This is a genomic window from Vibrio sp. 10N.222.51.C5, assembly GCF_041474575.1.
Lineage (GTDB): Bacteria > Pseudomonadota > Gammaproteobacteria > Enterobacterales > Vibrionaceae > Vibrio > Vibrio crassostreae_C.
Genome location: NZ_JBFRUJ010000081.1, coordinates 1 through 18384, shown reverse-complemented (window position 1 = coordinate 18384; position 18384 = coordinate 1). Strand labels below are relative to the sequence as shown.

The window sequence follows — 18384 nt, the reverse complement described above, 5'->3', positions numbered from 1 at the left end:
GCTTAAGGTTCTGTCTATGTGAAATTATTAAAAGTTACTAATAATAACCTTTGAAAATAAGGAATATAACGTGTCTACAAATATAAGAGCCAAAGTGCAAGCTTTTGGTGGTCATCTGACTGCCATGGTATTGCCAAATATCGGAGCCTTCATTGCTTGGGGCTTCATTACCGCATTATTTATCCCAACAGGTTGGATGCCGAATGAGTATTTCGGTGAGCTTGTTGGTCCGATGATTACCTATTTATTACCATTATTGATTGGTTATACCGGTGGTCAGATTGTTGGTGACAAGCGTGGTGCTGTAGCTGGTGCTATCGGTACTATGGGTGTTATTGCCGGCGCCGAGATTCCAATGTTTGTTGGTGCAATGATCATGGGTCCACTAAGTGGCTGGGTGATTGTTCAAATCGATAAACGCCTACAAGACAAGATCCCTTCTGGTTTCGAGATGGTGGTAAACAACTTCTCGCTAGGTATCTTCGGCATGTTGATGTGTCTATTTGCTTACGCGATTGTTGGTCCAGCTGTAACTGCAGCGAACCTATTCGTTAAATCGGGCATCGAAGCGCTTGTAGCGACTGGCTTCCTACCGTTACTTGCAATTATTAATGAACCAGCAAAAGTCTTGTTCCTGAACAACGCTATCGACCAAGGTATTTACTACCCACTAGGCCTACAAGCAGCAGCTGAAACAGGCAAATCTATCTTCTTTATGGTGGCGTCTAACCCTGGCCCTGGTTTAGGTATGCTTCTGGCTTACGCTAAGTTTGGTCAAGGTCTAAGTAAGAAATCAGCACCAAGTGCAATCATCATCCACTTCTTCGGTGGTATTCATGAGCTGTACTTCCCATACGTGCTAATGAAGCCAATCATGATTTTAGCGATGATTGCAGGTGCGGCAACAGGCATCGCAACGTTCAATCTACTTGATGCTGGTCTGGTTGCAGGTCCAAGTCCAGGTTCAATCTTCTCTTACCTAGCTCTAACACCAAAAGGCAGCTTCTTCGCGACCATCGCCGGTGTAACAACAGCAACGATTGTTTCTTTCTTAGTCGCAAGCGCAATCCTCAAAGTAAGCAAGAAAGAGGAGTCTGAAGAAGAGTTTGAGCAATCAATCACAGACATGAAAGATATGAAAGCTGAAGGTGCAGCAGCAAAATCGCCAGCACAAGCAGCGGTAAAAGCAGAAGCGAAAGACATTAAATTTGTCGCCTTTGCATGTGATGCAGGGATGGGCTCAAGCGCAATGGGGGCATCAACCTTTAAGCGCAAACTCGAAAAAGCCGGCTTTAACGTTGAAGTGAAGAACTTCGCAATCGAAAAAGTGCCGAGCAACGCGGACGTGGTGGTGACCCACGAGAGTCTAGAGAGTCGAGCAATCAAAGCAACAGGCCTGCCTGTGGTGACCATCAAGAACTTCCTACATGACCCAGCATTAGACAACCTAATGGACACCATCGGTCAGCAAGCTTAATTAATATTCTGGGGTCAGGTATTGGCCCCACTTTTCGGAGATAAAATCATGGTTCAAACAACTGCAGCGGTAATTTGTGGTGAGAAAGACGTTCAACTAAGAACCTTCGATCTACCAAAGATTTCAGATGATGAACTGCTGGTTAAAAACGTTTCAAACAGCATCTGTCTATCGACTTACAAAGCAGCACTCCTCGGCAGTAACCACAAACGTGTGCCTGAAAATATTGCTGAAGTACCTGTAATGACAGGCCATGAATACGCAGGTGTGATTGTAGAAGTAGGTGCTAACTTACAAGACCGTTTTAAGCCGGGCGAACCATTTGTACTGCAGCCCGCAATGGGCTTGCCAACAGGCTACTCAGCAGGCTACAGCTACGAGACATTCGGTGGTAACGCGACGTACTCAATCATCCCTAAAGTAGCGATTGATTTAGACTGTGTGCTGCCATACAAGAGTTCTTACTATGCAAACGCATCGCTTGCAGAGCCAATGTCTTGCATCATCGGTGCGTTCCACGCTAGCTACCACACAACCCCATACGTGTATGAACATCAAATGGGCATCAAAGAGGGCGGAGCGTTAGCGCTACTTGCATGTGCTGGCCCTATGGGTATTGGCGCGATTGATTACGCGATTAACGGCCCTGTGAAGCCAAGCCGTATTGTGGTGACTGATATCGATGAAGCTCGTCTCTCGCGCGCAGAAAGCCTTATCCCGGTATCAAAAGCGACCGAGAATGGTATTGAACTCCATTACGTAAACACAGCGAAAATTGATGACCCTGTTACGTACTTAAAAGAACTGAATGACGGCAATGGCTATGACGATGTCATGGTGTATGCAGCGGTTGCACAGGTGCTTGAGCAAGCTGATGAGCTATTAGGTAACGATGGCTGCCTGAACTTCTTTGCTGGTCCAACAGATAAGCAATTTAAAGTACCGTTCAACTTTTACAATGTGCATTATGAATCTACGCATATTGTAGGAACCTCTGGCGGTTCAACAGGGGATATGGTTGAATCCATTGAACTTTCGGAAGCGGGTAAGATCAACCCATCATTTATGCTAACTCACGTTGGTGGCTTAGAGGCGGCACCTCACACTATCCTAAATCAACTGGATATTCCGGGTGGTAAAAAGCTAATCTACCCGCATATTGACCTGCCACTGACGGCAATTGATGAGTTCCATAAGCTAGCAGAGCAAGACCCGTTCTTCGGCGAACTAGACCGAATTTTGAAAGATAACAACTACGTTTGGAACGAACTGGCAGAGAAAGCACTGCTTGAGTTCTACGGCGTTAGCCTAACGGCGTAATCGATGATTTCGTGGCAGCTACACTGCTGCCACGACCAATAAGGAACATGTTATTACGGTGCAAGACGAATTATTAGATGCCTTAGAAGAGTGCGAAACCGCCACTTGTTTTATCCAAGCATCTCATAAGCTGATTAGCGTTAAGTTAAAGCATTTGTTACCAAGGGTATTTGTTCAAGATCCTTTGGTGATTGAGTATGCCGTGACCCCTCTACTCAAAGAGGATGGTCCTTTGGTCGAGATTGATGTGGTATCAAAGCTGATGTTTGCGATGGGTAAGATCTCAATAGAGAGTTACGCAGATATTAACTTGTTTGACCAAATGCACGGTTTTGTCGCTCAGCAACAAGAGCCAATTTCGTTTAGTGATGATGTCATTTACGACTTCATCACTAATCAAGCGACGCTCTCAAAGAGCGACGGCAGCATCTATCTTGATTCGATTAACCAATTAAAATTTTCATCATTCGACTCCTTTTCTCAAGCTCGCTATGAGTCACTGGTCAAAACCGTGTTGAAGCTCGCTTGCGAAGGTTTGTTAGAAACCGTGGAGAACGAAATTTTAGATTAAGGCTTTTCATATGAAAGTTTCCCTAAATGTCAGTGGCTTTGAGACCGAAGCTGTGTTTTCAGATAACAATATCGAACAAATTCATAAGCCATTGGTTGAAAAGTTTTCTCGTCTTTACCAAGAAAAGAACGAACGAACGGTTATATTCTTAGCTGCGCCTCCTGGCAGTGGAAAATCAACCCTAGCGGCATTCTGGGAGTACCTATCTCACACAATCCCAAATGTTGAACCATTGCAGGTGCTGCCTTTCGATGGCTTTCATTACCCGAACGAGATCCTCGATTCGAATTACACCATCCGCGGTGAAGAGAAGATAAAGCTGCGTAGTATTAAAGGCGCACACGAAACCTTTAACCTCACATCTCTTATCGACAAACTCAAGAAGCTAAAAGTTCAAGACCCAAAGTGGCCTTACTACGATCGTAACCTGCATGATCCAGTTGATGACGCAATCACCGTTGAAAAAGAGATTGTGGTGATTGAGGGAAATTGGCTTCTGCTCGATGAACCAGTATGGAGTGGGTTGAATGAGCTTGCTGATTTCACCATCTTCATCGATACCGCTCCTAAGTTTTTAGAAGAGCGTTTAGTGAACCGCAAGATTCGTGGTGGCTCAACGCTTGAAGAGGCTCTCGCTTTTTATAAAAGTTCAGATTCAAAGAATGTAGACATGGTTTTAAATCATTCTGTAAAAGCGGACCTAACTCTATATATGAACCAAGATGGTTCTTTTGATATCAATTAATTCTAGGAGGTCGCTATGAAGATCGTCGTCGACAGCCACACTCATACTCTTGCCAGCGGCCATGCTTACAGCACTATTATTGAGAACGCTAAAGCAGCACAGCATAAGGGGCTGAAACTTCTTTGTACAACGGATCATGCTCCTGAAATGCCGGGTGCCCCCCACTACTGGTTTTTCAACAATCAAAGAATTTTGCCCCGCTTTCTTCACTATGTTGGAATCCTACGTGGAGTGGAAGCAAACATCACCAACATTGAAGGAGACTTAGATCTATCCCCTTCAACCTATCAGCACCTTGACTGGACTATTGCCAGCTTCCACGAACCTGTGTTTCCTCCATCCACTGAAGAGATACATACCCAAGCCCTCATTAATATAATTGAGGGGGGAAAGGTTGATGTGCTTGGGCACCTTGGTAACCCAAATTACCCATTTGATATTCGAGCCGTGCTCGAGTGTGCTAAACAGCACAATGTGGCGATTGAGGTGAACAATACCTCTTTGACGGGAAAAAGCCGCAAGGGGAGTGATGTACGCTGTTCTAAGATTGTGGAGATTGGAAAGCAAGTCGGGGTTTATTTCTCGACAGGCTCAGATGCCCATTTTTGTGAAGATATAGGGCGTGTAGATCTCGCCATAGCGCTCCTTGAAAAGCATGATGTGGAAGAAGACAAAATAATCACTACCTCAACATCCCGCTTTTTGAACTTTTTATTATTGCGCGGTAAGAGTCGAATCGAAGAATTTGCACACTTATATTAAGTGTGTTGTTGAGTTAATGATTACTGGTATCAAAAAGCCCAAAGCTATTAACTTTGGGCTTTTCCGTATCTGGTAACCAGCATTTTATAATGAATTTTTAAAAAGAGAATGCTTGGTGATAGAGAACTGATTGGTTGATTAATGCATGCCTGAGCGCATTTTGTCGGCGAGCGCAAAGAAGACAAAAATGACGAAGCATACTAGAGCAGCACACAGTGAAGTTAAGATGGTTGTGGCGTCTTTTGAAATCAATGGAGTGGTGATAGAAGCTAGCGCTATCAACATAACAAGGATATGAACAATTCGACCCGGAATTGGATTTTTATGACAGAATGAAGCCCAGAGGTAACGCATTTTCAACACCAGTATAAAATTAGTGGTTTTATTCTATTTTCTTAGTGAGTATTTTGTAAATAACAATTGGTTACAATTGGTTGTAAATATGATCTAAGTCGAATTAGTATTAAACCAGTTAAATAACAGCAGTTTATTGATCTTTTATTGAATTTTAACTTTCAAAATGAACATCATAATATTCCGTATTCTTTGGAATGCTAAGTCAAATATTATTCGAATTTTTGTTTTTTGACTTAAGATCTCATTTATTGAGTGTTCTGTTAAGAGACCGTTTGCGTACAGGTATTGGTGGCGTAACTATCAAGCGAATTAGAGTCATCCTAGAGCCTGTTATTCGTTTTATGTTATTTATCAAAGTGACTCCTCAAATTGAGAGCGAAGTAATCTTGTGAATTTTTCGGTTTGATATACTCAATATTCATTCGATAAAGATGATGGAGATGATATGTCGAAAACCGCGAAGATCATTAATGAAGATAAGCTGGTAAAAAAAGCAGTTGAAGTCGGTTTTAAGATGGCTAAGCTACAAGGTTTTGATTTGCCAAATTCATCCCAACCGATAAAGGTTAAAGCGGTGTACTTGTTCCTTGTTGAAGTCAATCAGATCACACCGTTACCGGACAGTAAGTTGGATGGTGCAAATATTAAGAAGCGCCTAGCGTTATGGATACACAACGCTTTGCCTGATAATGATCCTCTGAAGTAAGCAGAGACTAACTCGTTTTTATGTGTGAAACCTAGCGGTCACTCGCTAGGTTTTTTTGTTTTATGATTGCTATTTCGAGTTTAAACCGAGTCAGTAAAGTAATAGCAAACCTTGGTAGCCACCGATCTGTACTTCATCGACATACTCTCCCACTCTGCCGTCAGCACTTACGGGCTTCATTGGTCGGTCTAATCGAATCGAGATTTTCTCTGCAGCATAAAAGTCAGCATTTTTCCCATAAAAATCGGTGCGATAGAGAACTCGTCCATGCTCAAACTCTCTGGCTATCACCATGTCTTCTGGTCCGCCTTCTACAACCTGCTTATCTGATTGATAAAGGAAATAGGTATGAGTCGGTAGCAGTGAAACCTTGCCATTAGGTAAGTCTTGATGAGTGACCTGGGATTGCGAAGTGTTGCCAACAATCGTGTAATCCTCAGATTGTGGAGTACGAGTTGAGAGCATCAATGAGGTAGGTTCAAACCCCGAAGGAATCACACCTGAAGGTTTTCCAAGAGGGATATCGAGCAATGCTGTGGGCTTATAAGCCATGTTTTTGGGTACGCCCGGTTTCCAGAAGTTATCTGTTGTGGTGTTGTTGCTCCCATACACGTAACTGTTGTTCCATTGATTGAAATAGCTGTGTTCAGGGTGGTAGTTGAGGTAATAGACAGCGAGAGTTGAGTACTGGTCTTGTTGCCAATTCTCTTGGTTGTTTCCAAAGAACTGCACTCGTCCATAGCGCGTAGTGGTTTGTTGAATAACCTTCGACCCTGAATAGCCGAGTGCTGAGTTATCCCAAAACTTCGATAGCCCGCCATAGCCGCTAAATCCCGTTGACGGAAATATATAGTGCTCCCTGAAATACAGGTTTCCTGCATCGATAAGGTGCGCTTGCCCATTTCGACCATAGAGGTTAGCCGTTCCAATGTTGAGCCCGATTAATGGTTTGTCATTAACGGCAGTCAATCGTTTGAGAAAGGCGGTGAACTCTTGCTTATAGCGTTCATCCGCTTCAGTTGAGCCTGCGATAGCATCAAGCTCAGCGATGTTTCCCCCAGAGTAAATATCAAATTGATTGCTACCTAAGAGCTTATTGGTGTCATCGTTGTAGGCGCCACGGAGTCCTAGTTTTGTCCAGTGTTGACCATAATAACTGCCCATTGCCATCAATAGCCCGGGATTAGCCAGATTGGTTAGCGACCATGACGAATTTTGGTCCCACATTCGACCAAAAGTAATAACACGGGACTGCCAACGAAATCGAGCTGTGGCAGACTTGTTGCTTCGGTTTTGGTATTCAGCAGGAGATAAATAGTTGTCGTTGTTGAGATCGGCCGACTGGTCGAAACCAAGAATTTTTCTCCAATGCGTTGTTTTATCGGGAGAGCGGTTATTTACTGCTGCTGATGACAAGTCTTTTGGAGCGACGTTCGGAAAGCTATCCCCGAGTTGAACACGGTTTAAACGAGGTCGAATATCATTTGCGCGGCCTTGCCAGCGCACTCTAACAACGTATAAACGCCCACCATCACGGACAAAAGATGAGCCAAAAAATTGGCCGCCACCATAACTTTGGCCACTGCCATCATGAGTGCTTGCTCTTACCCAATCTGCGGGTAATAGCCAGTTTACCGCTTGGTTCTGAGTCATGTTCTTGGTGCCATCTTCCGTTATTTCGATTTGAGACCAATCGGTCACATGATTCTCAGCATTCATCGAAGATGGATATTCAATCCGAAATTTTCCTCCTTGTGCAAAGCGTGAAAATTCAAATTCTAAATGGTCAAACTTTTCAGAGTGATAAATGTAGAGCGCACCCCCTTGTTGGAAATGTTCAAAGACATCGGTATCCCAAGGTGTGGGTTGGTAAAGGGCAAAACCTGCGTGCATTTCGTCTTCGGTATAACCAACGAGCATAGGCTTGCGGTTTAATAGAGTGTTCTCACCATGAGTCGGGTCAGGCTCTGCAAGGATGGTGTCTTCTGAAAAGTGTAGAAAAAAATCTTCGTAATCGATGTCGTATCGTTCAGCGATGTCTCTAATTTCGTTTTCGAACGGGCCTGAATTTAACTCTAACTTTTGGTTGTACATGTAGCCAACGGCCTGGACTTTGTTGTTGAGGCTCGGCTCCGCATTCGCTCCAAACATCAAATCACTATTGTTGAGCTCCCAATCAACCACATCGTGGGCTGATATTTCATTGCCTTGTAAGTCGATCCCTTGCTCATGTTGACCGGGTAGAACGATCGTGTAGTTGGCCCAAATGATATTGGGAAAGGTAAGGCTGGTAAGAAAAATGGCTGAGACTAATCGTGTAGTTTTCATTATGTTTCCTTGCCATTCACTCTTTAAGTGTTATCCCTGTTTGGTAAGTGTAGCCAATCGTAATATCTATGTTCTGTTTCCGGTTATGTCTAATGCTGAGCGGTGCTCACTTTGCTTATATCGGCGTGTTACTTGCATCTTTGGGTAGGGGAAGCACTCTGTTAGTAACAGTAACTTGACAGGTTAGAGCTTGCTAACAAGTATTAAGTTGATGATTTTAAATCCGTAATCCATAGGTTTTCCGAAATTGAATGATTGAGGGCGTAGGTGTGGATATTCATTTTGACGTTCAATATGACCGAACTTGATAAATAGCGAGGAAATACCTCTTATGATGTATTTATTATTTTTGTTGTTACTTGTGGCGATGCTATGCGCCTTTTTCGACAAGAAGACCGCGGCTTATGGTTTTTTTGCGGGCTCTGTGATTCTTGGGTTGTATTGGTTTAATCACCATGCGACCGACTCGTTACCTATCCTATTGTAAGGAGCTCACATGAATCGAAATCAGTTAACGCTCCTAAATACGCTTGGCCTACTCGGCATGACCGTAGTGCTGTTGATAGGCTTTATCCTTCAGTTTGTGCTTCATGAGTTGCCTTGCCCGCTGTGTTTGTTGCAACGTATCGGTTTTGTGATGGTTGCGTTTGGCTTCATGTTGAATGTGGTTTATGGGCCTCAACCTCGTCACTATGGCATTGTTTTGATCGGGGCCTTGTATGGTGTCGCCACCTCACTACGGCAGGTCTCATTGCACGTGATTCCAGGCACGCCTGGCTATGGGAGTCCTATCTTTGGAATGCACTATTACACTTGGGCTTTCGTGTTATTTACTGCGACCATATTAGCGGTTGCTGTCATTCTAATATTGACTAATAAAAAGCCATCGCAAGAAGCGTATAAGATGAGTAATTTGGGGCGTGTGGCGTGCTTATTAGCCATCGTCGTGGTTGCACTCAATGCTATCGCTACCTTTGTTGAGTGTGGTCCTTATCAGTGTCCAGATAACCCAGTGAGCTATTGGTTACTCAACTAACTCACATGGCAGTTATCAGCAAAAAGAGAAAGCCACAGCGTTTGCTGTGGCTTTGTTATTTTGGTGTCTTTTAGATATCAATTAGTTCGATTGATGCAAACCGTTCCAAACTATATCGCGGTAGCGTGCTTGGTTCGTGTCGCCTTCTGTACTAAAGACCATGATGGTTGCATCTCGGTTTAAACCTAGCTGATCACGTACTGCTTGGTCTGCACCTTCACGACAAAGTTGGTACAACAGACCTAACGTAATTGCACCTGACTCACCACTGACAATTTGGCTATCGCCGTGTAATGGATTTCCTAAAACTCTCATACCATTCGCTGAAACACTGTCTTCAACCGATACAAAATGGTTGCTGCAATCGCGGAGTAATGGCCAAGTCACGGGATTTGGCTCACCGCAAGCAAGACCTGCCATAATCGAATTCAATTCACCCGATACATTGACCATTTCGCCTTTCACACCTGAGCGGAAGATACAGTCTGCTGCAGCTGGCTCAGCAATAATGGTTTCGAAAGTGCCCGCACCTAGCTTATCAACTAAGTAGCCCAATACACCGCCAGCCATTGCGCCAACACCTGCTTGTAAAAAGACGTGAGTGGGTGACCCAAACTCTGATGCCTGAACTTGTTCAACGGCTTCATCTGCCATTGTCATGTAGCCTTGTGAAATCCATGTTGGGATTTCTTCATAGCCGTCCCAAGCGGTGTCTTGAACAAGCATCCAACCATTGTCTTGCGCAGTTTGGTTCGCCATACGTACCGTGTCGTCATAGTTAACTTCTGTCACGATACACTCGGCACCTAGGCCTTGGATACGGTTTACACTCGCTTGAGATGAGCCTTTTGGCATATAAACTACGGCTTTTTGTCCCATTTCACGAGCTGCCCACGCTACGCCCGTACCGTGGTTACCCGCAGTCGCTGTAGTAAATACCAATGGTTTATCTAATTTTGAAGCCACCGTTTTAAGGTTGATCTCAGAGATATCAATACCTAGGTGTTTAGCTAATTGACGACCAAGTGCGTAAGAGCCACCCAGCACTTTAAAGGCATTTAAACCAAAGCGTTTTGATTCGTCTTTCACCAAGATGGCTTTGACGCCCAATTGTTTTGCCAAGTGAGGAAGAGAGACAAGTGGTGTAGGTTGGTAACCTTCGATCTGGCGGTGAAACTCACGCGCTTGTTGGGCTTGAGAAGCGGTGAATAGTTCGCAGACTTGACCAGTATAGAATGAATTTTTTGATAGTTTTAACATAGGACACACTTAGATACAGACAGATGAATTAAAGGTCATTAAGCGATGGTCAATGACCTTGTTTAGTCGTTCATAGCGACAGGTAGTATTGCGAAAAATGCTACGCGATTACTTGATGTAAGCGATCGCTTCCACTTCAACTAATGCGTCTTTTGGTAGACGAGCCGCTTCAACACAAGAGCGTGCTGGTGCATTCTCAGTCCCGAATACTTCTGTGTATACCTCGTTAAATGCGACGAAGTTTTCCATATCAGATAGGAAACATGTGGTCTTAATAACAGTGTCCAGTGAACCACCGCTTTGCTCTAGTACAGCTTTCAAATTTTCTAGTGACATACGAGCTTGCTCTTTAATGCCACCTTCAACAAACGCCATTGTTTTTGCATCAAGAGGCAGCTGACCAGAAGTGAAAATAAGGTCTTTGAATGCCATGCCTTGAGAGTATGGGCCGATTGCTGCAGGTGCTAGATCTGTATGGATTTTTGTTTTCATTTCATTTCTCTTTATAGGATTTTTAAGCTCTAAACTCGCGGATATATTTATAGATAGCGTGGCGAGTTATACCAAGACGTTCAGATACGAATGCTGTCGCCTCTTTCAATTCGAAAATACCATTCTCAAGCAATAGCTTGGTAATGGCTTTGTTTCGACCTTTCAAGTTGACTGACTCATCGTTGTCGACTTCAAAAATAGCGTGCTCAAGTGCTTGCTCAATCACTTCTGTTGTTGAAGCTCCAAAGTTCTCATGCACACCCACAGGGGCATGAGCAATGTCCGGCATTAAAGTTTTTATGATCTCAGGAAACGGGTGAGACAAATTCATGTTGATACAGAATAGTCCAATCGGTTTGCCATTTTCTCCAGCTAGCACACAGGTCGTAGATTTAAGCAGTGACCCATCTTTGCTGGTGGTGAAGTAACTCTTTGGCGTGACCTCACCAGTGCTCTCAAACACACTCAGCATTTTCAGCCCTAGATCGGTGATAGGTGACCCTACTTCTCGACCTGTGTGATGACCGTTCACGATCTTCACCACTGATTTTTCAAAGCTCTCGAATGAGTGAATCACTACCTCACAATGCGGACCAATAAAGTCGGCAATAGTTTCGGCTAAGCGAAAGTTCAGTGCGAGATGCTCTCTGTCATTGTCGGTGAATTCTACGTTAAACGATTTATATGCTGATGCGTTCATTTTAGACCACTGTTGTTAACTTTAATTGCCTTTCATTATCTTTGGTTACTCGATGGATTTCAAGTTGCCAATTAACTTTATGTAACTATAAAACTATACACTCGCTCCTTGTACAAGCCTAAAGTTACAAATAAGTACCTAAAATTGATCAAAATCAACAAAAATTCTGGTTTTAGATGCGTTTGGGTCACTATAGTTAACTGTGAGATTGTGGTCACATTATTTAACTAAAATGTCAGTAAGATGCTCATCGTAACGTAAACAAAATTGAACTATAGGGTCGGTTCGTAATTGCTGACCCAACAATAATAATTAGAGGCCCCAATGACTAACTACCTAAACCGAGGCTTTGAACAAGCTGAGTTTGAAAACAGAACATCACGCGCTCAAAAAGTTATGCATGAGATGAAGCTAGACGCGATGATTTTTACTACGGAACCAAACGTTCGCTATTTTACTGGTTTTCACACTCAGTTTTGGCACAGCCCAACTAGACCATGGTTCGTTGTTATCCCAGCAGAAGGTAAACCTATTGCTATTGTTCCTGAGATTGGTGCTAGCGGTATGGCAGGAACATGGGTTGAGAACATCATTACTTGGCCTTCACCAAGGCCAGAAGATGACGGCATTAGCTTGGTTGCAAGCACGTTGAACTCTTTACCTTGTCGTCACGGCAGAGTTGGCGCGACATTAGGGATTGAGTCTCACTTGCGTATGCCAGTAAATAACTACCTCAAATTAACCACCATGGTTAAGAAAGATTTTGTTGATGTGTCATTAGCGATGCATGAGCTTCGTCAGATTAAATCACAAGCTGAAATAGAAAAAACTCGCGAAATCTGTCGTATTACCAATGTGGGCTTTAGCAAAATTCCTGGGTATGCAAAAGCCGGCATGACCGAGCGTGAAATCTGTAAACAGTTCCGTATCGATATGTTGTTAGAAGGTGCAGATGAATGTCCTTACATCATCGCAGGCTCAGGACCTGATGGTTATGACAGCATCATCATGGGTCCTACCGATCGCATTATTGAACCGGGAGATGTGTTGATCATCGATACGGGTGCTGTACGCGATGGTTACTTCTCTGATTTCGACCGTAACTGGGCATTTGGTCATGCGAGTGAGCAAACCAAAGCGGCATACCGCGCTACTTACGAAGCGACCACGAAAGGCTTCGAGGCAGCGAAACCGGGCGCAACCACGACTGACATCTACAACGCGATGTGGGGAGTACTAGAAGCTAATGGTGCATTGGGTAACGACGTTGGTCGTCTAGGTCATGGATTAGGTATGGAACTGACAGAGCGTCCGTCTAACACCGCTACCGACAACACAGTACTTAAGCCTGGCATGGTGATGACGCTAGAACCGGGCATGGTTTACGCACCGGGTAAGTCGATGGTTCACGAAGAGAACATCGTGATTACTGAAGACGGCGCTGAATGGTTGAGCGAACGAGCTGAACCAGAACTGATCATTATTTAGCTAAAAATTTAGCACCGTACAAATTTAACACCCTACAAAAGCTGACTCTGGATTCTGGAGTCAGCACATAAAAACTATAAAAATACGAGTTTCTCATGCAAACAATAGAACAGTTTCGACAATTTGAAATCCCATTACAGCACGTTCAGGCTCCAAGGATTGGTCGAGTTCATATCGGTTTAGTGCAACTAAGTACTGACCACTCTTTAGAGATGGACTGGGCAAAATTACTGGGCACACAAGCAGGAGTGTTTAGCTCCCGTGTTTATTACAGCAGCGAAATGACTCCAGAAGCGCTCGACCAAATTGCGGTTGGTATCAGCGAAGCATCCGATCTAATAGCGACGGGTTTACCCATGGATGTCATGGCGTTTGGTTGCACTTCAGCTTCTATCATTATCGGTGAAGAAAAAGTCGCTAACCTTCTTACACAAAATCGCGGTGATATTCCCGCAACCAACCCATGGACAGCTGCTCAAGCCGCATTTAAGCACTTGGGTGCAAAGAAAGTTGCCGTGTTTTCCCCCTACCCAACAGAAGTGAATTTCCCTCTTTATCAACAACTGACTGCCGCTGGCTTTGAAGTCCCTGTTTTAGGTTCACTTGGCATTGAGAAAGACACTGACATCACGACGGTTTCAAAGGAATCGATGATGGAAGCGTTGAGCAAAATGTTGCCGGGCTCTGGTGCCGATGTGGTGTTTATGTCTTGCACCAACCTTCGTGTTCTTGACCACATTCAAGAGATTGAAGATCGATTTGGTATCCCAGTCGTGTGCAGCAACTCTGCGATGTTCTGGCACTGCATGCACTTAGTCGGCAACAAAGCTCAATGTCCAGGTTACGGACAATTGCTAAATCAATAGCAACCAATGAATAAAGGAATTTTAAGATGAGTAATACAACTAAAGGTTGGTTAGCTGCCATTTTCATTGGCATGCTTTGGGGTATTCCGTGGATCGTAGGGACACCTATTTTAGAAGTAATGGACGCACAAGTCTTGGTATGGGTTCGCTATACCGTCGCTTTCATTACTCTGTTTGTGATTATCCAAGTCAGCAATGCGATGGGTAAACCACAGAAAAAAGTCGATTTTAAACTTAATTGGGCAAACCGACACGACATCTTCTGGGCGGCATGTTGCGGCATTATTGGTCAAGGTGCTTTCAGTTTTCTATCGTTCCTATCTCTTGATTACATTACCGCTTCAGAAAACGGCGTGATCCAAGGCCTTATCCCAATCATCATTTTGTGTGTCGGTTTCCTTCGCCACGGCGAGCGTTTTACACCACTACAAATCTTGGCAGCTGTTGGCGCCTTCGTTGGTGTCGCTATTTTGGTCATGGACCCTTCTGTTGAAGGCAGCGGATTTAACATTGGTCACTTGATCTGTCTGGGTAGTGCCGCGAGCTTCTCTACGATGGCTTACGCTCGTGCCAAGCTTGCTGAGAAATATGGTTCAGTAGCGACGATGTATCACCAGTTTGTTTTTGCGGCAATTGGCTTCGGTCTTTACCTACTGGTTGTCGGCGCCGATTTCTCTTCAGCTCTCGGTATTTTCAGTTCTCCACTTCGTATGGCTTGTATTGCAATTCTGGGTGTGGGTATTTCAGGTATCAGTTACCTAATCTACATCTATGCAATGGAACGAGTCGGCGTAGACGGAACGGGTATGGCACTTAACTTGATGCCTCTGTCTTCTTTTGTCCTGGCTGTGTTTGCTCTCGGTGAAGCGGTAACGCCAATGCGACTACTAGCGATTGCAGTTGTTATTGGCTCAATGATGTTGTTCATGAAGTTTGGTAAGGCGAAGAAAAAAGCGCCTCGGCTGAAAACGGCGACAGACGTTAACTAGCGAAAAACCACTAAATAAAATTATGAGTAACAAGGCGGTGTGCGCACCGCCGTTACCTAAAAATTATGGAAGATAGACAGATGAACACAACAAACAGAGACACATTTTTAGGATGGACTGCTGCCATTGCTGTTGCCTGTATCTGGGGCGTAACTGGGGTGGTATCTAAGCCGCTCTCTATGGCTGTTGACCCGATGACATTGGTATTTTTCCGCTACGTTACTGCGGTAATTGGCCTTTCCATCATTTTCTTTTTTACATCACGTAGTAAAAGCTTGAGCGCTGACTTGGGTTCTTCATTAAAGATCGATACCAAAGATATTGGTCGCATTGCGCTTTGTGGCATCGTTGGACAAGGGGTGTTTTCATTGTTCAACTTCCTTTCTCTTTCTCACATTGGTGCGACTGAAAACGGTGTAATTCAAGGCATGCAGCCGTTCGCGACGGTTTTCTTTGGCATGATGTTTATGAACTTCCGTATGAACAAGATTCAGTGGGGTGCTTTCATTGCTTCTGCGGTTTGTATTTACGCAATGAGTGTTGGTCCGACAAACTCCATTGAAGGTGGTACGCCACTACTAGGTTACGTTTACGTGACGTGTTCAATGTTGGCGTTAGCGTGGACAGCCCACTTACGAGCTAGTTTAGCGGACAAATACGGTTCAGTTGTTTCGATGCTTTACCAATACATCTCAGTTGCAGTAATGGGCATCATCGTTGTATTGACCATGGGCTTAGACCTATCTCAGATTTACATTATCTTCTCTAGCCCGCTGTTAATTGCTTTGCTTATTTTCTTAGGTACGGGTATCTCTGGCGGTAGCTACTTGATTCAATTGTATTCTTTCAAGCGTATCGGTGTCGAAAAGGCAACGATGGCATTAAACCTCATGCCTTTGGTTGGCTACTTAGTGGCGGTTCTAACACTTGGCGAACAGATGGCAATGGGCAAAACCATCGTTGTTTCATTAATTGTGGTCGCACTTTACGTGTTCACGAAGTTTGAGACAAAGCAGGAAGAACAATCTTCAGAAAATTTAGCTTGCGATAAAAAAGCAACACCAGAAGCGAGCTAAGTGATGAAATCAGTGACTAAAGGTTGGATGGCCGCGATTGGCGTAGGGTTGTTATGGGGTTCAGAGGGCGCATTAGCTACCTTGCCATTACAAACCATTGATGCGCGATTGTTGGTGTGGCTACGCTACATGATGGCATTCTTTGTTTTATCTTTAGTCCTGATTTTCTCAGCAATGATCCACAAGAAAACTCAAAGCAAACCGAAGTTGGCGTTTAGTTGGGCTAATCGGAGCGATCTATTCAAGTTGTTGGTATGCGGTGTCGTTGGCCAAGGTTTGTTTAGCTTTCTTTCGTTTCTCTCGTTGGACTATATTTCACTGTCAGAAAATGGCGTTATTCAGGGACTTGTTCCCATTGCTATCTTGGCGATAGGTCAGCTTTTTTACGGTGCTCGATTTACTCGCATGCAAATCGTCTCTAGCGGAATTGCTTTAGTTGGCGTCAGCATGTTAGTGCTAGCTCCTCCGTTTACGTCTCAAGATAGAGGAGTAAACATCGGACACCTGATTTGTCTATTGAGTGTGCTGAGCTTTGCGTCGGTGACTCATTTGCGCGCTCAGCTTGCAGAAAAATACGGTGCAACTTGCACCATGCATTATCAATTTGGTTTTGCGGCGGTTGGATTTTTCATTTACTTACTGGTTTCAGGCCTTGATGTACCAAGCCTGTTACTGGTGATTCGCCCTTCTTGGTCGTTACTCTGCATTATCGTGCTAGGTGGCTTTGTATCAGGGCTGGGCTACATCGCATACATATACGGCATAGAGCGTGTTGGTGTTGAAGGCAGCAGTATGGCTTTAAACCTCATCCCTATGTCTGCATTTTTCATCGCTGTTTTGGTGTTTGGAGAACCCATCACACCTTTTAGGGCGCTGGCTGTTGGCTTGATTATTGTGGCAATGATGCTGTTTGCTGCATCCAACAAGTCCCGCGAGATGACATCTAAAACAGTTTTAACAAATTAATTTTAAGTATTTATTGGAGTTTCCATGACTAACATTGCCAACGTTACAGAATGGCGCCGCCATTTACATCAGTACCCAGAGTTCGGCACTGAAGAGTTCAAAACATCTGAATTCGTAGCGAACAAGCTCGAAGAGTTCGGCATTGAAGTTCACCGCGGTATTGGCGGAACAGGTGTGCTTGGAATTCTGAAAAATGGCACAAGCGATCGCTCGATTGGTCTACGTGCGGATATGGATGCGCTGCGCATTCATGAACAGAACACTTTTTGTCACGCTTCAAAACATGAAGGAGCGATGCACGCTTGTGGACATGATGGCCATACCGCGATGCTACTGGGTGCGGCGCAAGAGTTAGCAACCAGTAAGCAATTTGATGGCACTGTATACTTCATTTTCCAACCAGATGAAGAGCGAGGCACAGGAGCGAAAGCGATGATCGCTGATGGCCTGTTCACTCGTTGGAATATGGATGCGATTTACGCTATGCATAACTTACCGGGTATCCCAGAAGGTAAATTTGTGACTCGTCCAAGCTCGCTTATGGCAAGTGAAAGCAGTTTTGAGATTGTGATCAAAGCGACGGGCGGTCACGCGGCGATGCCACACATGGGAACCGACCCGATTGTTGTTGGATCTCAGGTGGTCACAGCACTGCAAACCATCGTTTCGCGTAATTTGAGCGCCATTGATGAGACGGCGGTTATCTCGGTGACTAATTTTGTTACCAATGGCACCGTGAATGTGATTCCTTCGCAAGTGACTATTTCTGGTGACACTCGCAGCTTTACCGATCAAGCATTGCATAAAATTGAGAAAGCGATTGAGCGTGTTGTCGCTGGCCAGTGCATGTCGGCAGGTGTTGATTATCAATACCACTTCAACAACAGCTTCTTATCAACGATTAACACGCCTGAAGAGACGGCTCATGCAGTGAAAGCAGCACAAGCCGTTGTTGGTGAAGATAATGTAAATGGAGCATGTGAACGCTTCACCATCAGTGAGGATTTCTCGTTCATGTTACGCGAAGTAAAAGGGTGTTATGTGCTAGTTGGGAATGGTGTTGGTGAATGTGGAGGCACTGCGCTTCATAATCCACACTACGATTTCAACGATAACATTTTGGAGCATGGTGTTGGGTTCTGGAAGACTTTGGTAGAACAACAATTGTCACAGTAAGTTGATGAAAAAAAGAGCGAGAGGCAAGCTTCTCGCTCTTTTTGTATGCGTTGTCCCGTCCTGAAATGT

19 protein-coding genes are annotated in these 18384 nt (G+C 44.3%); 14 read left to right on the top strand and 5 right to left on the bottom strand.

Features of this window, described 5'->3' with window-relative positions; genetic code table 11:
• The first annotated feature begins 70 nt into the window (after positions 1–70).
• From AB4558_RS21370 to AB4558_RS21350, 5 genes are read left to right on the top strand one after another with little or no spacing between them, the layout of a single operon-like run.
• Positions 71–1477: a PTS mannitol transporter subunit IICB gene (locus AB4558_RS21370; protein WP_372074844.1), complete on the top strand. Its 1407-nt coding sequence runs from the start codon at positions 71–73 to the stop codon at positions 1475–1477.
• Positions 1478–1525: 48 nt separating this feature from the next.
• Positions 1526–2797: a zinc-binding dehydrogenase gene (locus AB4558_RS21365; protein WP_017065192.1), complete on the top strand. Its 1272-nt coding sequence runs from the start codon at positions 1526–1528 to the stop codon at positions 2795–2797.
• A gap of 58 nt (positions 2798–2855) precedes the next feature.
• On the top strand, positions 2856–3368 hold the full coding sequence (locus AB4558_RS21360) for an MltR family transcriptional regulator (RefSeq protein ID WP_017065193.1): 513 nt from the start codon (positions 2856–2858) through the stop codon (positions 3366–3368).
• Between the two features lie 10 nt (positions 3369–3378).
• Positions 3379–4113 carry a nucleoside/nucleotide kinase family protein gene (locus AB4558_RS21355; protein WP_017065845.1) on the top strand — a complete coding sequence of 245 codons (735 nt, stop codon included), beginning with the start codon at positions 3379–3381 and terminating at the stop codon, positions 4111–4113.
• A gap of 15 nt (positions 4114–4128) precedes the next feature.
• The gene (locus AB4558_RS21350; protein ID WP_372074845.1) at positions 4129–4875 is read left to right on the top strand and encodes a phosphatase; all 747 of its coding nucleotides are present in this window, start codon (positions 4129–4131) and stop codon (positions 4873–4875) included.
• A gap of 138 nt (positions 4876–5013) precedes the next feature.
• Here the strand turns inward: AB4558_RS21350 and AB4558_RS21345 are convergent, their stop codons facing one another.
• On the bottom strand, positions 5014–5229 hold the full coding sequence (locus AB4558_RS21345) for a hypothetical protein (RefSeq protein WP_372074846.1): 216 nt from the start codon (positions 5227–5229) through the stop codon (positions 5014–5016).
• A gap of 448 nt (positions 5230–5677) precedes the next feature.
• Between AB4558_RS21345 and AB4558_RS21340 the strand changes: the two genes are divergently transcribed.
• Positions 5678–5938, top strand: coding sequence for a DUF5062 family protein (locus AB4558_RS21340; RefSeq protein ID WP_017070120.1), 261 nt, complete (start codon positions 5678–5680; stop codon positions 5936–5938).
• A 90-nt stretch (positions 5939–6028) separates the two neighbouring features.
• Here the strand turns inward: AB4558_RS21340 and AB4558_RS21335 are convergent, their stop codons facing one another.
• Positions 6029–8266, bottom strand: a complete 2238-nt coding sequence (locus AB4558_RS21335) for a hypothetical protein (RefSeq protein ID WP_372074847.1) — start codon at positions 8264–8266, stop codon at positions 6029–6031.
• Between the two features lie 331 nt (positions 8267–8597).
• Here AB4558_RS21335 and AB4558_RS21330 point away from each other — a divergent pair, with 331 nt between their 5' ends.
• Both AB4558_RS21330 and AB4558_RS21325 read left to right on the top strand, forming a co-directional pair.
• Positions 8598–8753, top strand: a complete 156-nt coding sequence (locus AB4558_RS21330) for a DUF5993 family protein (protein ID WP_017072479.1) — start codon at positions 8598–8600, stop codon at positions 8751–8753.
• Positions 8754–8762: 9 nt separating this feature from the next.
• Complete coding sequence (locus AB4558_RS21325) at positions 8763–9302, top strand: disulfide bond formation protein B (RefSeq protein ID WP_372074848.1); 540 nt, start codon at positions 8763–8765, stop codon at positions 9300–9302.
• Between the two features lie 81 nt (positions 9303–9383).
• Here the strand turns inward: AB4558_RS21325 and dpaL are convergent, their stop codons facing one another.
• The 3 genes from dpaL to AB4558_RS21310 all read right to left on the bottom strand — a co-directional run bounded on the left by dpaL (position 9384) and on the right by AB4558_RS21310 (position 11754).
• Entirely contained in the window at positions 9384–10562 is a 1179-nt protein-coding gene (gene dpaL, locus AB4558_RS21320) for a diaminopropionate ammonia-lyase (RefSeq protein WP_372074849.1), read from the bottom strand.
• Positions 10563–10670: 108 nt separating this feature from the next.
• Positions 10671–11054 carry a RidA family protein gene (locus AB4558_RS21315; RefSeq protein WP_004732389.1) on the bottom strand — a complete coding sequence of 128 codons (384 nt, stop codon included), beginning with the start codon at positions 11052–11054 and terminating at the stop codon, positions 10671–10673.
• 22 nt (positions 11055–11076) lie between these two features.
• Complete coding sequence (locus AB4558_RS21310) at positions 11077–11754, bottom strand: transcriptional regulator (protein ID WP_017068123.1); 678 nt, start codon at positions 11752–11754, stop codon at positions 11077–11079.
• Positions 11755–12078: 324 nt separating this feature from the next.
• Here AB4558_RS21310 and AB4558_RS21305 point away from each other — a divergent pair, with 324 nt between their 5' ends.
• The 6 genes from AB4558_RS21305 to AB4558_RS21280 all read left to right on the top strand — a co-directional run bounded on the left by AB4558_RS21305 (position 12079) and on the right by AB4558_RS21280 (position 18315).
• A complete protein-coding gene (locus AB4558_RS21305; protein WP_017068124.1) occupies positions 12079–13242 on the top strand; it encodes a Xaa-Pro peptidase family protein in 1164 nt (387 codons plus the stop codon).
• Positions 13243–13337: 95 nt separating this feature from the next.
• Positions 13338–14108 carry an aspartate/glutamate racemase family protein gene (locus AB4558_RS21300; RefSeq protein WP_017068125.1) on the top strand — a complete coding sequence of 257 codons (771 nt, stop codon included), beginning with the start codon at positions 13338–13340 and terminating at the stop codon, positions 14106–14108.
• Between the two features lie 26 nt (positions 14109–14134).
• A complete protein-coding gene (locus tag AB4558_RS21295) occupies positions 14135–15097 on the top strand; it encodes a DMT family transporter (RefSeq protein WP_372074850.1) in 963 nt (320 codons plus the stop codon).
• A gap of 80 nt (positions 15098–15177) precedes the next feature.
• Complete coding sequence (locus AB4558_RS21290; RefSeq protein ID WP_048662517.1) at positions 15178–16173, top strand: DMT family transporter; 996 nt, start codon at positions 15178–15180, stop codon at positions 16171–16173.
• 3 nt (positions 16174–16176) lie between these two features.
• A complete protein-coding gene (locus AB4558_RS21285; protein ID WP_065105879.1) occupies positions 16177–17139 on the top strand; it encodes a DMT family transporter in 963 nt (320 codons plus the stop codon).
• A gap of 24 nt (positions 17140–17163) precedes the next feature.
• On the top strand, positions 17164–18315 hold the full coding sequence (locus AB4558_RS21280) for a M20 aminoacylase family protein (RefSeq protein WP_372074852.1): 1152 nt from the start codon (positions 17164–17166) through the stop codon (positions 18313–18315).
• The last annotated feature ends 69 nt before the right edge of the window (positions 18316–18384 follow it).

Excerpts from the sequence above, each read along its gene's own strand:
- AB4558_RS21365 (WP_017065192.1), top strand. The coding sequence starts at position 1,526 with ATGGTTCAAACAACTGCAGCGGTAATTTGTGGTGAGAAAGACGTTCAA.
- AB4558_RS21355 (WP_017065845.1), top strand. The coding sequence starts at position 3,379 with ATGAAAGTTTCCCTAAATGTCAGTGGCTTTGAGACCGAAGCTGTGTTT.
- AB4558_RS21350 (WP_372074845.1), top strand. The coding sequence starts at position 4,129 with ATGAAGATCGTCGTCGACAGCCACACTCATACTCTTGCCAGCGGCCAT.
- AB4558_RS21345 (WP_372074846.1), bottom strand. The coding sequence starts at position 5,229 with ATGCGTTACCTCTGGGCTTCATTCTGTCATAAAAATCCAATTCCGGGT.
- AB4558_RS21340 (WP_017070120.1), top strand. The coding sequence starts at position 5,678 with ATGTCGAAAACCGCGAAGATCATTAATGAAGATAAGCTGGTAAAAAAA.
- AB4558_RS21335 (WP_372074847.1), bottom strand. The coding sequence starts at position 8,266 with ATGAAAACTACACGATTAGTCTCAGCCATTTTTCTTACCAGCCTTACC.
- AB4558_RS21330 (WP_017072479.1), top strand. The coding sequence starts at position 8,598 with ATGATGTATTTATTATTTTTGTTGTTACTTGTGGCGATGCTATGCGCC.
- AB4558_RS21325 (WP_372074848.1), top strand. The coding sequence starts at position 8,763 with ATGAATCGAAATCAGTTAACGCTCCTAAATACGCTTGGCCTACTCGGC.
- dpaL (WP_372074849.1), bottom strand. The coding sequence starts at position 10,562 with ATGTTAAAACTATCAAAAAATTCATTCTATACTGGTCAAGTCTGCGAA.
- AB4558_RS21315 (WP_004732389.1), bottom strand. The coding sequence starts at position 11,054 with ATGAAAACAAAAATCCATACAGATCTAGCACCTGCAGCAATCGGCCCA.
- AB4558_RS21310 (WP_017068123.1), bottom strand. The coding sequence starts at position 11,754 with ATGAACGCATCAGCATATAAATCGTTTAACGTAGAATTCACCGACAAT.
- AB4558_RS21305 (WP_017068124.1), top strand. The coding sequence starts at position 12,079 with ATGACTAACTACCTAAACCGAGGCTTTGAACAAGCTGAGTTTGAAAAC.
- AB4558_RS21300 (WP_017068125.1), top strand. The coding sequence starts at position 13,338 with ATGCAAACAATAGAACAGTTTCGACAATTTGAAATCCCATTACAGCAC.
- AB4558_RS21295 (WP_372074850.1), top strand. The coding sequence starts at position 14,135 with ATGAGTAATACAACTAAAGGTTGGTTAGCTGCCATTTTCATTGGCATG.
- AB4558_RS21290 (WP_048662517.1), top strand. The coding sequence starts at position 15,178 with ATGAACACAACAAACAGAGACACATTTTTAGGATGGACTGCTGCCATT.
- AB4558_RS21285 (WP_065105879.1), top strand. The coding sequence starts at position 16,177 with ATGAAATCAGTGACTAAAGGTTGGATGGCCGCGATTGGCGTAGGGTTG.
- AB4558_RS21280 (WP_372074852.1), top strand. The coding sequence starts at position 17,164 with ATGACTAACATTGCCAACGTTACAGAATGGCGCCGCCATTTACATCAG.